Source organism: Paenarthrobacter sp. TA1.8, assembly GCF_048595705.1.
GTDB lineage: Bacteria > Actinomycetota > Actinomycetes > Actinomycetales > Micrococcaceae > Arthrobacter > Arthrobacter nitroguajacolicus.
Genome location: NZ_CP184287.1, coordinates 1,533,280 through 1,547,487, shown reverse-complemented (window position 1 = coordinate 1,547,487; position 14,208 = coordinate 1,533,280). Strand labels below are relative to the sequence as shown.

At 62.5% G+C, this 14,208-nt stretch carries 8 protein-coding genes; 3 read left to right on the top strand and 5 right to left on the bottom strand.

Annotated features, from left to right (window positions below; all coding sequences use genetic code 11):
* Nucleotides 1–159 precede the first annotated feature (159 nt).
* The 5 genes from ACNAOT_RS07295 to ACNAOT_RS07275 form a co-directional block, all read right to left on the bottom strand.
* Nucleotides 160–6,291, bottom strand: coding sequence for an Ig-like domain-containing protein (locus ACNAOT_RS07295; protein ID WP_420180582.1), 6,132 nt, complete (start codon nt 6,289–6,291; stop codon nt 160–162).
* A gap of 276 nt (nt 6,292–6,567) precedes the next feature.
* Nucleotides 6,568–7,746 (bottom strand): adenylate/guanylate cyclase domain-containing protein, encoded by a 1,179-nt coding sequence (locus tag ACNAOT_RS07290; protein WP_091466255.1) that lies wholly within the window; start codon nt 7,744–7,746, stop codon nt 6,568–6,570.
* On the bottom strand, nt 7,736–8,329 hold the full coding sequence (locus ACNAOT_RS07285; protein ID WP_420180581.1) for a PH domain-containing protein: 594 nt from the start codon (nt 8,327–8,329) through the stop codon (nt 7,736–7,738). The genes ACNAOT_RS07290 and ACNAOT_RS07285 overlap by 11 nt, the downstream gene beginning before the upstream one ends.
* Nucleotides 8,322–9,272, bottom strand: coding sequence for a biotin--[acetyl-CoA-carboxylase] ligase (locus ACNAOT_RS07280; RefSeq protein ID WP_420180580.1), 951 nt, complete (start codon nt 9,270–9,272; stop codon nt 8,322–8,324). The genes ACNAOT_RS07285 and ACNAOT_RS07280 overlap by 8 nt, the downstream gene beginning before the upstream one ends.
* 67 nt (nt 9,273–9,339) lie before the next feature.
* Nucleotides 9,340–10,230 carry an SDR family oxidoreductase gene (locus ACNAOT_RS07275; RefSeq protein WP_178996525.1) on the bottom strand — a complete coding sequence of 297 codons (891 nt, stop codon included), beginning with the start codon at nt 10,228–10,230 and terminating at the stop codon, nt 9,340–9,342.
* Nucleotides 10,231–10,447: 217 nt separating this feature from the next.
* Here ACNAOT_RS07275 and ACNAOT_RS07270 point away from each other — a divergent pair, with 217 nt between their 5' ends.
* The 3 genes from ACNAOT_RS07270 to ACNAOT_RS07260 all read left to right on the top strand — a co-directional run bounded on the left by ACNAOT_RS07270 (nt 10,448) and on the right by ACNAOT_RS07260 (nt 14,033).
* The gene (locus tag ACNAOT_RS07270) at nt 10,448–12,031 is read left to right on the top strand and encodes an acyl-CoA carboxylase subunit beta (protein ID WP_420180579.1); all 1,584 of its coding nucleotides are present in this window, start codon (nt 10,448–10,450) and stop codon (nt 12,029–12,031) included.
* Nucleotides 12,028–12,285 (top strand): acyl-CoA carboxylase epsilon subunit, encoded by a 258-nt coding sequence (locus ACNAOT_RS07265; protein WP_420180578.1) that lies wholly within the window; start codon nt 12,028–12,030, stop codon nt 12,283–12,285. Before ACNAOT_RS07270 ends, ACNAOT_RS07265 begins: the two co-directional genes overlap by 4 nt.
* A 65-nt stretch (nt 12,286–12,350) precedes the next feature.
* Nucleotides 12,351–14,033 carry a DUF885 domain-containing protein gene (locus tag ACNAOT_RS07260; protein ID WP_420180577.1) on the top strand — a complete coding sequence of 561 codons (1,683 nt, stop codon included), beginning with the start codon at nt 12,351–12,353 and terminating at the stop codon, nt 14,031–14,033.
* Nucleotides 14,034–14,208 lie beyond the last annotated feature (175 nt).

Sequence of the window (14,208 nt, the reverse complement as noted above, 5' to 3'; positions counted from 1 at the left end):
ATGCGGCGGCGGAAATTTCAGTCCCTAAGACTATCCCACGCGCCCCACGGCCGACCAAGGAAACCCGAGACCGGGCTATCCATTGGCTTTGACAGCGTACTGTCTCCCTGCTCCGGGGCGCGATGGGGACAACTGCCCGGCGCCCCGGCGTCGGTTGAGTCAGCATTGCGGAATCTGATGGGGTCCGGGGTCTCCCAAGGTGGTGTTGCCTTGGGCGATGAAACGGCCTGCATTAGCGCCGCTGGTCAGGCGGTACCAGGCCGCATAGTTCAAGTACGGGGTGCTGCGGTTGATGTAACAGTTAACCGTGAATGTGCCATTGGACTCGTACTGCCATGGGGCTCCATAGACCACGCCATCGCAGCGGTGCCCCGGAGTGTTGGGGTCCCAGGACGTCTGACCGGATGGCGCGGTGTCCGTGCACGTACGGAAGCTGCCGGATGGCAAGGTCGCATCCCAGGAGGTCTTCTGCGGCCCGCTCTGAGCACTTGCGGTAGCCACGCCTCCGCCTTGGCCTATGGAGTTGAACGTCTGGACCTCAATGGTGCGGGTCTGGTTGTAGCCACCGGTGTTGACTACCCGGCTGCCGGACGCCGATGCAGTGATCCAGCCGTCCGTTTCACCGTCACTGATCCTGATCTTGGTGACGGCGACGTCGTTGCTGCCCGTGGACGGTGAGGACCAGCTCAGGGTCAACGTGGTCTGGTTTTGCCCGCCGTTGGCACCGGAAGCGGACGGCGTACCAGGCGACCCGTACGGCGTGGTTGTTGCCGGTGCGCTGGCATTGGAACTTGGCGCCACGGAGGACACGGCCGTGACCGTGATGGAGGTAGCCTGCCCATTGGCGAAACCACCCACCGTTTGCCCGGGCGTGATGGGACCGGACTGGCCGGTACTCGCCAGGTAGCGGTAGCTGACTTCGCTCTGCGTGGATCCGTTTCGTTGCTTGTCGTCAAGGACCGCAAAGTTGATGGTGACTGCCCGGCCCGCTCCCCCGGTATTTGCCGGTGTCGCTGTGACGTTGTTAACGGTGCCGAGCTTGCCTGTGGCACGGCGAGGGGCTGAGGCGGCACTGACGCCACCCTTCCCGGCCTTGTTCTCAGCTTGCACTGTGAACGTGTAGCCGGCTTCGGCGTTCTGGGCGGTAAAGGTGGCTGACCGGACGTTTCCCGGGATTGTTTGGGTCTGGGGCACGCCGTTTCCACCGCTCATGGTGACGTAGTACGTCTTGATGGGATCACCATTGATATCGGGTTCGGCCCAATCCGCGCGGATCTGGTTACTTGTTCCCACGGACTCCACCACAGCGGTGGTGGGGGCAGCCGGGGCCGCCGGAAGACCAGCGGGGTTGTCCTCAAGGGAGTACATGCCCCAATCCGACGGCCCGAGCTCGTTGACAGCCTGGGCACGAACCTTGTACTTCACTCCATTGCTGAGCCCGGGCCATGTGTAGCTCAGTCCGGTGACCTCGTTCTTAACGGCTATGCCGTTGGCCGGAGGCGGCGAGATCTCCAGGTTGTAGTGCTTCACAGGAGAGCCCTCGGTCTTCGCAGGGGTCCACGTAATAGCCATGCTCTTGTCCCCGGCTTTGACCCCGGGCGCTTCCGGCGGCGACGGCTTCTCGTCCGGGCGGATCTCATTGGACGCGATTGACGCAGGCGAGTCTCCCACCTCATTGGTGGCGAATACCGTGAACACGTACTTCACGTTGTTGGTCAGTCCCGAGAGCGTGCAGGTAGTGGTGGGACACGCCTGCTCAAAGCCGGCCGCCTTCACCGTGTACTTGGTGATGGCTGCGCCATTGTCCGACGGCGGTGCCCACTTGAGCACCGCGGTGCGGCTGCGGACGTCGGTTGCTACGGGCGCCGACGGAGCGTCGGGCTTGTCCCGGACTGTGATCCGGACACGCCCGACGGCCTGCCTGGATGGGTCCTTGGTCTTGTCCAGCACTGTGTACCGCACCACCATGACGCCTTTGAAGCTGTCAGCAGGGGTCACTGTGACCGAATCACCGGAGACCGTCGGTTGACCAGCCGCAGAGCCTGTTTCCACGGCGGCGCTCTCGATGGTCAGCGGTGAGTCATTGAAGGGGTTGAAGTCGTTGGCCAGCACATTGATGGTCTCGGACCGTCCGGCGTTGGCTTTCTCAACAGCATCATCGTTGGCTGCAGGACGCGGCCTGTTGGACGAGACAACCGTTGCCGTCACTGTGGCACGAACAGCGTCAGAGCGGCCGTCCGTGACCTTTAGCGGGAAAGTGCCCACAACGCCCGGATTAGCAGAAAGGTCGGGGGTGACTTTGAGGACGGTTCCCTCCACCTTGGTTTGGAAGCCCGCGGGTTGCTGTCCGTCGAGCTCAAACTTGAGGTTTCCCTGATCCCGTTCGTCCACATCCTTCGCGAGGTTTGCCAGTTCCAAGTCCGTGGTTTCCCCCTTGGGTGCCTCGATCGAAGCGCCGCTGAAAGTGGGGATGTGGTTCGCGTTGGGGTCCGGGATCACCTTGGTGATGATGGTCAACGTGGACTTCAGCCCCTCCGAGTCGTCCGGGCCCGATCCGTCAGTCACCTCGAAGGTGATGGACCCCGGGCCAACGTAGTCCGTCTGTGCCGCATACCGCAGAGCATTTCCGTCGCCCGAAATAACGTTGTTGGGATCGGCTCCCTGTACACGGATCTTGTCCGCCACCGTAAGCCGGGGTTGGCGCCCGTCCCGCACGCGGACGTATTCCTCGAGCGAAAGCGTAATTTCCTTGCCGGACATGACCTCAACGGGCTCGGTCTTGGCAAGCGTTGGATACTGCAGGCCTTGTCCGGGGACCCACATCACTGCTGTTGCTGACTGCCCATCCATGTCCGTCACGGTGTACGGAATCAGCTGGTCCTGGGGAGTAAGAGTCACCACAACGTTGCCGGCGGTCCCTACCCTGGCGTTCGGGGTCGCATCCGGCAACGTGATGGTCAGGTCTTCCGCAACGCCGTCCGGATCAGAGTCATTTTTCAGTACCGGGACGTCCACGGCGGTCTTGCCCAGCGTCTCAGCCAGGGTGATGCGATCGTCTACCGCAATCGGAACGTGGAGGGCCGCCGTCGGGCTTGTTTGAACCCTGACAACAGCGCTTGCTTCAGCCTTTTTGTCGTCCTGGATCCGGTAGCTGATGCTCTCGTTTCCGGCAACGCCGGGCGCCGTCAACAGGATCTTGCCGGTGGCAGCCTCAACCTGCAGTTCCGGATTGGCTTCGAAGGAATTCACCAGACCAAGGGGATCGCCGTCGGGATCCGAGTCGTTTTTCAACGCATCTACTGCAATCCGACGACCTGGCCGGACGTCAATTGCATCGTCCACGGCAATCGGCTTCTGATTGTTCGCTTCTGCCGGTGCGATGCCCACAATCACGGTGCCGGTGTTTTCGGCTCCGATTCGGTCCCGAACGCGATAGCTGAACGTGTCAGTCCCGGCAGAATTGGCGGCAGCAGTGAACTCCATGTATCCATCCCGCACCACGGCTGTGCCAAGTGCGGGCGCTTTGTCGACGCCAATGAGCTGCACCGAGTCGCCGTCGGCATCGATGCCGTCCAACGGTACGGGGATCTTGACGGTCATGCCCGCCACCACACGTGCGGTCAGGTTTCGCGGCTCGGGGCGGGTGTTCGTGGCGTCGTCCCTGGCGCGGATACGGATAGTGACTTGCTGCGAATCGGTCTGGCCCGACGCGTTGCTGACCTTGTAAATGGCATAGACGGTCTTGGGAACCTCGCCTGCGATGAAGCGCAGGGAATTGCCAGCGATGAAAGTCCTGCCGTCCGCGGCGTCGGGCTGTTGCGCCAGTGCGGGATCAAGGGTGAGCTCTCCGCCGTTGGGGTCCGAATCGTTCTCCAAGACCGGGATGGTCACAACGTCGCCGACGCGTACCGATACTTCGTCGGGCTTGGCCTGTGGGGCCTGCAGCTTGCTCGGCGCCGGCACCACCTGCACCGAGATGTCTCCCGTGGCCGACGCTTTGCCGTTCGAAATCGTGTACTTCAAGGACAATTGTCCGGTCGCATGGATGTCGGTGACCTTGACCACTGAATGGTCCAGAACCGCTACCGTGACCGGCAGGCCGTCCTCCGCAGTGACCGACTGGACAACCAGCACGCCGCCGGCCGGATCCGAATCATTGCCCAGCACGTCCACCACGGTGCTGCCGCCGCTGGGCAGAAGCGCGATGTCGCGGACCGCAACGGGAGCGCCGTCGTTATTTCCGGACACTACATCCACGCGCACAAGCTGCTGCGCACTCGCGGGGCCGTTGGTGACCATATAGGTGACGTAGTGAGGGCCGACAGTCGTGGAGTTAAAGGTAAACGTCTGCTGGTCCGGACCGATGACAGCCGTGGCTTGTTCGTCCGGCTGGGCCTGGGCCAGCCTCAGAGTGCCGCCTTGTGGATCAGTATCGTTTTTGAGTGGGGCGATCACCGTGTCCTGGCCTGCCACCGCCACCACGTGATCGGCGTTGGCGATGGGCGGCAGGGCACCAGGGGCACGAACGTCCACACTGATGCGCCCCTCAGTGCTCAGTGCGCCATCCGAAACCGTCACGGAAATGGTCTTCTTGCCCGGCCCTGCCCCGGAGTCCTGGAACGTCAGTAACCCGTCCGGCCGGATGCGTACTTGGTCGGCGGGATCGCTGCTGCTGGCAGCAACCGCGAAGATGTCATCGCCGTCGGGATCTATCCAGTCACTGAGGATGTACTGGTTGGCGATCTTCCCGGATTGCACCACCAAGGCGTTGTTCCTGTTGGGCTTCTGCTGGGGTGCGTTGTTCTCACCGGACGGCACGATCCGGAGGTCAACGTTCGCTGCGCCGGTTCCGCCACGGCCATCGTCCACGGAGTACTTGAAAGTCTCGGCCCCGGATTGCTCCGCAGGGACGGAGATCTGGAAACCCGTCCCGCCGTAGACAGGCGCCAACGCGCCCGACTTCACGGCTTGGTCAGCGGAGACCGTCAGGACATCGCCGTCGGAATCGGCGTCGTTGTCCAAAACCGGCAGGAGGGTCGTCTTTCCGGCGCGCACTCCAAAGGCGTCCGGCTTGGCCACAGGCGGGGTGTTGGGTTTGCTTCTGTCCGGCAGGACCGTCTGCTGGACGTCATCCGCGGAGTCCTTGTCGGCGTCGTCCGATGTCTGCTGGGGCGGGATAACGTCGTCCCAGTTGTTGACCAACTGCATGTTCTGGTTGACCATCCAGACGTTGCCGGAATTGACGTCGTTCAGAACCACAAGGTCGCGGTTTACGCGGAAAACGTACGACGGCGACGCACTCGCCTTGGGAACGTCGGCGCGGCGGTTGTCAGCCGCGTTGCTGCATTCGCGAATGTACTTGTTGGCACCGGACCATGCTCCGTAAGTGCAGGTGCCCAGCTGGACGGGCGCCGCGGGAACGCCTTCGCCGTCGGGCCGGACGGTTTTGGCTGTACCACCATCCAACGGCTGAAGCAGAAGGGCGTTGGTGGTGGCGATGGCCACGAAATCCGCGGCGGGTCCGCTTTGTTGGAGCTTCGCGTCCCGGGCGTCATCCAGGTGAACGGTTGCGCCGCCAGGGAGAACGATGTTTCCGGTAACTTCATTGAGCACAACGGCCTTGTCACCCACGGCGGTGAGCTGCAGGTCTCCGGCGCCCTTGAGGGCATCATCCTTGCGGACCTGCGAATCCACTGACCTGCCGTTGGCGTCCACTTTGGTTGCGGTCACGCTGCCGGACTCCGGATCCACAGTGTGAATGGTGTCGTCTGCGCCCACCACCGAAACAATTCCGGGCGATTGCTCGAACAGTGGCTCTGACTCGTCGCTGAAGCCGCCCACTGATCCGGGCGACAGTGCCCAGACCTTGCCTTTTGAGGGGTCGGTAACTGCCAGCACTTTGTGGCCGAAACTTACATCTGCGGAGCCGGGCAGTTTCTGGTCTCCGCCCAGGCGCATATTTGCGGCGCTGACCGGGTTGATGGTGGCACCTTCAGGGTCATCAATGAAGATGTCACCGGCCTGCTGGAGGATGTCGAAATCCTTGCTTGCCGGTGTCACTGCACCGTCCAGGGACTTGGAAGGGTAGTTGAGCCGGCCGGCGGCATTCTTGGACTTGCTGACCACCCAGACGCCGCCATCATTGAGGTCCACCTCAGTGGTCTTGAACCCCGGGTAGAGGATCGCGCCGGTCACCAGGACTGCGGCAGCAAGGGAAAATGCGGTTGCCGCAATGACCTTCCGCCGGCGATTCTTGGCACGGCGGTTTCCGGACCCGTCAGGCAGAGCCATCCACATTCCCCCACAATTTAGGCAGCCCGAGGCAGCCGCCGCCGACCCCCACGGCAAAATACGACACAAACAACGCTAAGACTACCGGGTTAATCCATCGTTTTGCTAAGTCGTGACGCAGTTCTCAGCAACCGCAGATATTTCCAACGCTCTCTCATATAACAGCCCTTAAGCCGGATCGCTCTCTTACTTTCCTGAAGAAAGTGAGATAGCGAACGGCTGAAGCCCGAGGGACGTGAGAGAGCGTGCGGCCCAGACGGGCTGTCAGCAGCTTGCCTAGTCCAGCACCAAACCCTTGCCGCGTCCGCGCGCGAGCATCACGGGATGGATCTCACCGAAGCCACGGACGTTCTCCGACTTCTGGGGAACCAGGACGAAGCGGTCATCCTGTCCAAGGGCGGCCGCAGTCATGGCGTCCACGAGAACCGTCCCGGGCTGCGCCAGCGTAGTCAGCCGTGCAGCCAGATTAACGGTGGGCCCGTAGATATCGCCAAGCCTGGAAAGGATTCGGCCCCACACCATGGATACACGGCATTGCGGCAGGATCTCATCCTCAGTGAAGGCCTGTGCCAGTGCCAAGGAAATCTCCGCTCCAGCAGCGGGGGTTTCAGCGATGTAGAGGACTTCGTCGCCCACGGTCTTGACCAGTCGTCCGCCACCCACGGAAATGATCTCGGCGCATTTGTTCTCAAAACGCTGCACCAACTGGGCGAGCGTTTTCTCGTTCATGCGGCGCGACAGGCTGGTGTAAGAGACAAGGTCAGCGAATCCCACGGCACGGGCCAAGGGCAACGGCGAATCGTCTTCGTCACCCTCCCGACCCTCCTCGCTGGCCTGCAGCCCCGCCTCCGCCCGAACGGCAAGCCGCTGAACGCCGGCGTTGAGCTGGCGGCGGTAGGAGTACACCAGGATCTCTTCGAGGGAATCGACCAAGGCAGGCAGCTGCCCGACCAACTGTTTTCGGGCCACGGCATCAGGGATTCCCTGTTCGGAAACCATGTCCTCCACCAAGGCTTCGATTTGCCACACCACCATGCGGTCCGTCATTTGGCCGATGGAACGGGTAACTGAGATCGCGGCTTCCTCCGTCAGGAGCCCTGCACGCACCAAGTCCAGGATGCTGGATAAGGCAGCTTGGTCGCGTTCAGTAAACGCCACGTCCTCGTCCCCAAAGTTAGGGAATCCCAGCGCGCGCCAGATTTTGCGTGCCGACAGGATGGACACGCCTGCACCGGCCGCAACTTCACGACGCCGGAGCTTTCGTTCTCCGCCAAGGAGCTTCGCCTCAAGCGCTTTAATAGCCAGACGCTCCGCGGACATCACGCCAGTGGGCGGACCTGTTTGCACCGACGCCGGAGCAGGCCCGACCTCAGTCTCCTCGTCGACGGAAGGTTCCGGTACGGCGTCGAACTCCTGGTCCAGGTCCTCGCCGGACTGCTGATCCTCAACGCTCATCTCTTCCACCTTCTCTCAACTCCCATGGCAATTCTTCAAAATCCCTCAGTACTTCACCCTCAAAAACCTCACCTTGCGGGAGTTCGTCCATCGCGTCAAGAATGAATCCCCGGAACTTCCCCACTTCGGGGACATCGGCCAGGACGGCTATTCCGGAGTGCCCGGTATCCAAGGATATATTCCCTGAGTGCAATGCCCGTTGGAGCATGCTTTGCTGGACACCAACGTTGCTGACGGCCATCAGCGATACCTGCCAATCACTCCGCCGAAACATTCCGTTCCTGGCAAGTACACGCCTGCTCGTCAGGACGTACTTGATCGACCGCCACCGCAACACACGCTTGAGGCTGTACGCGGCGAGGAACCACCCCGCGAGCACAACAACGGTCCCCACTAGCCAAGGCGTCCATTCGGCAGTGATGAACGGCACCAGGCGCTGGGGGTTTTCCCTGACGATCCAGGCACAGGCAAAACCCGTCAGGGCGGGTACCACGATGAAGGCCAGCACCGGAAAGAAGAGCGAACGGCCCTGTTGGCGCGTAATCGTGATGACCTGCTCCCCCGGAAGTAACTCTTTACGCATAACCGCTTTCTGTGGCGCGCAAGTGCACCACATCTCCGGCTGTCACTACGTGCTCCCTGCCGCCGTGGTCAACCACCAACAACGAGCCATGCTCGTCCAGGCGCGAGGCGTGGCCCACGAGTTCGTGGTCCCCAGGCAAGTGAGCGCGCACTTCCCGGCCCAACGTCACCATGGCCGACTCGACGCGCTTGTGCAGGGACGGGCCGCCTACCAAACCGGCCGCAGGATCTCCCTCGGAGTTGCAGAAACTGCGGTACAACCTGGCAAAGCGGGAAAGGTAGCTTTTCAGCAGCGCGGTGCGGTCCGTCGTCGTGGCCCCTTCGAGGGCAAGCGAGGTCGCTGTGGGAACCGGAAGTTCCTCCTCGGCCAAGGACACGTTGAGGCCAACACCCAAGATGACAGCCGGAACGGAGCCATCGCCCAGCGGAGTCATCTGGGCCAGGATGCCAGCCACCTTCCGCCCGTTGACCAGCACGTCATTGGGCCACTTGATCTCCGCGGTGATTCCGGCGGTTTCCTGCAGGGCCTCACGCAGGGCTACTGCAGCAAGGAGCGACAGCCAGGAGTAGCTCTGCGTCGGGACCGGCATTCCTTCTGCCGTAACGGGGCGCAGCACCATGGAAACGGACACCGCCGACCGCTCGGGTGATTCCCAGTGGCGGTCCAGACGGCCGCGCGCCGCCGTCTGGTGTTCGGCGGTCAACACGGAAAGGTCGGCCCACTTTTTCGGCTCCACCGTCACAGCCCTTACGAGGTCCTGGTTGGTGGATCCCGTGGAATCGACAATCTTCAGCTGGGAGATGCCGGTAGCCGACAGGAAGTCCGACTGGAGCAGAGCATCACGGTCCAACGCCCTACGATCCACAGAGGAACGGGAGTGCCCGGAAGTGACCCCTCCGGACAAGACCTGGGGTTCGCTGCTCTCTGGCTGTTCGGCATCCATAGCTGAATCCTATCCAGTTGCGACGTCCCCGGATGATGGCTGCGCTGAAAAACGGCTATGAATCTCCCTAAAGGAAGATGTCCGGCACCAAGCGATCTTCGGGCGCGCCGAGACTATACGGAGTGAAGTCCGAAACGCCGGCAGCGCGCAGCACCTCTTCGTCTGTATAGAAATTCCCGGTAGCACCCGAACCCGTCAGCACGGCGTGCGCGGCATCGGCCATGATCTCCGGTCCGCGGGCCGCCTGCACGATCTGCTGCCCACCGGGCATGTTCCGGATCGCAGCCGTGTCAATCAAGGTGCATGGCCAGAGCGAATTGACCGAGACGCCGTCGTTCTTCAGCTCTTCGGCGAGTCCCAGCGTGGTGAGGCTCATCCCGTACTTGGCCATGGTGTAGGCCAAGTGCATACCGGCCCATTTCGGGTCCAGGTTAAGGGGAGGAGACAAGGTGAGGATGTGGCCGTGGCTGGATTCGCGCAAGGCGGGCAGGGCCAGCTTGGACAACAGGAACGTGCCGCGGACGTTGATGTCCTGCATGAGGTCGTAGCGCTTCATGTCCACGGCGTCGGTGCGGGAAAGGTCGATCGCCGAGGCGTTGTTAACCACGACGTCGATGCCCCCGAAACGCTCGACGGCGGCGGCGACTGCTGCGGCGACGTCGTCATCATTGCGGACGTCCCCGACGAGCGGCAGCGCCTGGCCGCCCGCTTCGACCAACTGTTCCGCGGCGGTAAAGACGGTCCCCTCGAGTTTGGGGTGGGGGTCGCCGGTCTTGGCCATGAGCACGATGTTGGCGCCGTCGCGGGCCGCACGGGTGGCGATGGCCAGGCCGATGCCACGGCTGCCGCCGGACATAAGGATGGTCTTGCCCTTGAGCGAAGCGGAGGCAACATAGGGGCTGGTGCGTTGCGTGTGACCCTCTGTTGAGGCGGAGGAAGCGCCGTTGCTTGAAGTCATGGGGACACTCTAACCCAACTATGTTACTGGCGGGTAACATAGTGTTGGCTTTGGCTTGGGCACGGAAAATTGTAGGGTTTCTACAGCGGTTCGCGGCAAAGGCGTCACTAGACTGGCCTGCGGGGCCTGTTCTTTGTACGGAAGCTACTTAAGTCAGCTACTTGTCCGTGCCGGGGATTGCGCCAGCGAATATCAGCTACAGAGCCGGAGACACTTGATGAGCCACGATCTGACAACGACAGCGGGAAAGATTGCCGACTTCCGCGACCGCCAGGCCCGTGCAGAACAGCCTTCCGGCCCGGAAGCAATCGAAAAGCAGCACGCGCGCGGCAAGAATACCGCCCGCGAACGCATCGACCTCCTGGTCGATCCCGGATCGTTCGTCGAGTTCGACGCCCTCGCAGTCCACCGCTCCACCGCTTTCGGCATGGAAAAGAAGAAGCCGCTCGGCGACGGCGTGGTCTCCGGATACGGAACCGTGGATGGCCGCCTCATCGCCATCTACAGCCAGGACTTCAGCGTCTACGGCGGCTCGCTGAGCCAAGTCAACGGTGAGAAAATCGTCAAGGTCCAGGAATTCGCCCTCCGGAACGGTTGCCCGGTTGTCGGGATCAACGACGGCGGCGGCGCACGCATCCAGGAAGGAGTTGCTTCGCTGGCGATGTTCGCGGACATCTTCCGCAACAACGTGCACGCTTCCGGCGTGGTCCCCCAGATCTCCCTCATCATGGGCCCGTGCGCCGGCGGCGCTGCCTACTCCCCCGCGCTGACTGATTACGTGGTCATGGTGGACAAGACATCCCACATGTTCATCACCGGACCTGACGTCATCAAGACAGTCACCGGTGAGGACGTGGACATGGAAACCCTCGGTGGCGCGCGGCAGCACAATGCCACCACCGGCACCTCCACCTACCTGGCTTCCGACGAAGCCGACGCGATCGAATTCGTCCGCGAACTCCTGGACTTCCTGCCCTCCAACAACCTGTCCGAGGCCCCCGTGGTGGAGCACGACCAGGAACTGGAACTGAACGACGACGACCACGCGCTGGACTCGCTGATTCCCGACTCCGCCAACCAGCCGTACGACATGCGCAAAGTCATTGAGCAGATCGTGGACGACGCCCACTTCCTGGAAATGCAGTCGCTCTACGCTCCCAACGTGATGATCGGCTACGGCCGCGTTGAGGGACACACCGTGGGCATCGTGGCCAACCAGCCCATGCAGTTCGCGGGAACGCTGGACATCTCTGCCTCGGAGAAGGCTGCCCGCTTCGTCCGTCACTGCGACGCCTTCAACATCCCCATCATCACGCTGGTTGACGTCCCCGGCTTCCTGCCCGGCAAGGACCAGGAGTTCCAAGGCATCATCCGCCGCGGCGCCAAGCTCCTCTACGCTTACGCTGAAGCAACCGTTCCCAAGCTCACCGTCATCACCCGCAAGGCCTACGGTGGCGCGTACATCGTGATGGGCTCCAAGAAGTTGGGCGCTGACCTGAACCTCGCTTGGCCTACGGCCCAGATCGGCGTCATGGGTGCCCAGGGGGCAGTGAACATCCTTTACCGTCGCGATCTCGCTGCCGTTGCCAAAGCCGGCGGCGACGTGGAAGCCAAGCGCGCCGAAATCATCCAGGGCTACGAGGAAGAGCTGCTCAACCCGTACCAGGCGGCGCAGCTGGGCTATGTTGACGCAGTCATCGCTCCCTCGGATACCCGCCTGCAGATCATCCGCGGACTCCGGGCCCTCCGCGACAAGCGCGCGAGCCTGCCCACCAAGAAGCACGGAAACATCCCGCTGTGATGGCGCCCAAGCATCGCGCCGATTTGGCGCCTGACGGAGCAGCCGCCGCATCGCCTGCCGAACCGATGTTCTCGGTGGTCAAGGGCGAACCGACGGCCGAAGAGCTCGCGGCGCTTGCCGCCGTCGTGGTTTCGTTGGGAGTCCGGCAGGAAGAGGCCTCGTCCAAGCCGAACGTCCGGCACTGGGTGCGTCGCCAACAACTCCGCCTGGACCCCACACCGGGTCCAGGTGCTTGGAAGCGCAGCCGGGGTTAGTTCCCTCCTCTGTAGAAAGTTCAACAACCCTTTCACGTAAGCGTTGTCGCGGCTAGGCTCTGTGGGTGACTACTGCAAACACTCCCGTACGCCCTAAGTCCGCCATCGATGCCGTGGCTGACGCGTACACAGAAAAGCTGATCGAACTCAATCCCAGCTTCGCCACCACGCTGGGCTTGCCGGGACACGAAACGGAATACCAGGACTACTCGCCTGCCGGGGCTGAGGCGCATGCGGAGGCCACAAGATTGGCCTTGGATGCCCTGGCAGGCCTTGAACCGTCCGATGATGTGGACGCCGTCACCCTGGACGCGATGCGCGAGCGGCTCGGCTTGGACCTGGAGATCCACGAGTCCGGCTGGGATGAGGCCGACCTCAACAACATCGCCTCCCCCGCCCAGGACATTCGTGCCATCTTCGACCTCATGCCCACGGACACGGTGGAACAGTGGGAACACATCGCCGGCCGTGCTGCGAACGTTCCTGGTGCGATTGAGGGCTATATTGCATCACTTCGCTCGGCTGCTGCCGCCGGAAAAATATCCGCCGCCCGCCAAGTGCGGATCGTCATTGAGCAGACCGGCAGGTACGCGGCAGAGGATGGTTTCTTCGCCAAGATGGCGTCAACGGCCGCCGTTGGTGATCAGCCGCTGCCTGCGGACGTTCAGTCAAAGCTCGACGCCGGGACTTCGGCCGCGCGTTCTGCGTACAGCGCCTTGGGCGACTTCCTTCGGGACGAGCTCCTCCCCGTAGCCCCGGAGAAGGACGCTGTGGGCCGTGAAAGGTATGCCCTGGCGTCCCGTTCGTTTATTGGCGCCGAAGTCGACCTGGAAGAAACGTACGCCTGGGGTGTCCAGGAGCTCGAGCGGCTCATCAGCGAGCAGGAAAAGGTTGCCGGCCAGATTAAGCCGGGCGCCTCCATTGAAGAAGCCAAGAGCATTCTCAATAACGATCCCGCCCGCCAGATCAAGGGCACGGACGCCCTCAAGGCCTGGATGCAGGAACTCTCCGACCGTGCAGTCTCTGAGCTCGCCGATGTCCACTTCGACATCCCCGACGTCATGAAAACCCTCGAATGCATGATCGCCCCCACCGATGAAGGCGGCATCTACTACACCGGCCCTTCCGACGACTTCTCCCGGCCCGGCCGCATGTGGTGGTCCGTACCGGCAGGTGAAGACACTTTCACCACCTGGTCCGAAACCACCACGGTGTTCCACGAAGGCGTTCCCGGGCACCACCTCCAGGTAGCTACGGCCACGTATCGCCGCGAACTCCTCAACAACTGGCGCCGCAATGTCTGCTGGGTGTCCGGCCACGGAGAAGGCTGGGCACTCTACGCCGAGCAGCTCATGCTTGAACTGGGCTACCTCAAGGACCCGGGCGACCACATGGGTATGCTCGACGGCCAGCGCATGCGTGCTGCCCGCGTGGTGTTCGACATCGGCGTCCACTTGGAACTGCCCGTCCCCGAACGCTGGGGCACCGGCACCTGGACACCCGATAAGGGCTTCGACTTCCTCAAAGCCAACCTCGACATCAGCGAAGGCCAGCTCCAGTTCGAATTCACCCGCTACCTTGGATGGCCGGGCCAGGCCCCGTCCTACAAGGTGGGCCAGCGGCTCTGGGAGCAGATCCGTACAGAGCTTGAATCCCGCGAAGGCTTCGACCTCAAGTCCTTCCACAGCAAGGCGTTGAACATCGGTTCCGTGGGTTTGGACGTACTGCGCCGGGCGTTGCTGGGCTAGTTTTCCTGTGCGCACCCCTTCGGCGCCGGGATCGCACCCGTTTACCCATTTCGCACCAGTGGTTACGGGTGCGATCGGCGCAAACGGGTGCGGGGGTCAGCACCTTGGCCAGAGATCATCGCCACACGTCATGCGGGAATAACTTCACAAACCTCCCGCCCGCTGCCGCGAAATG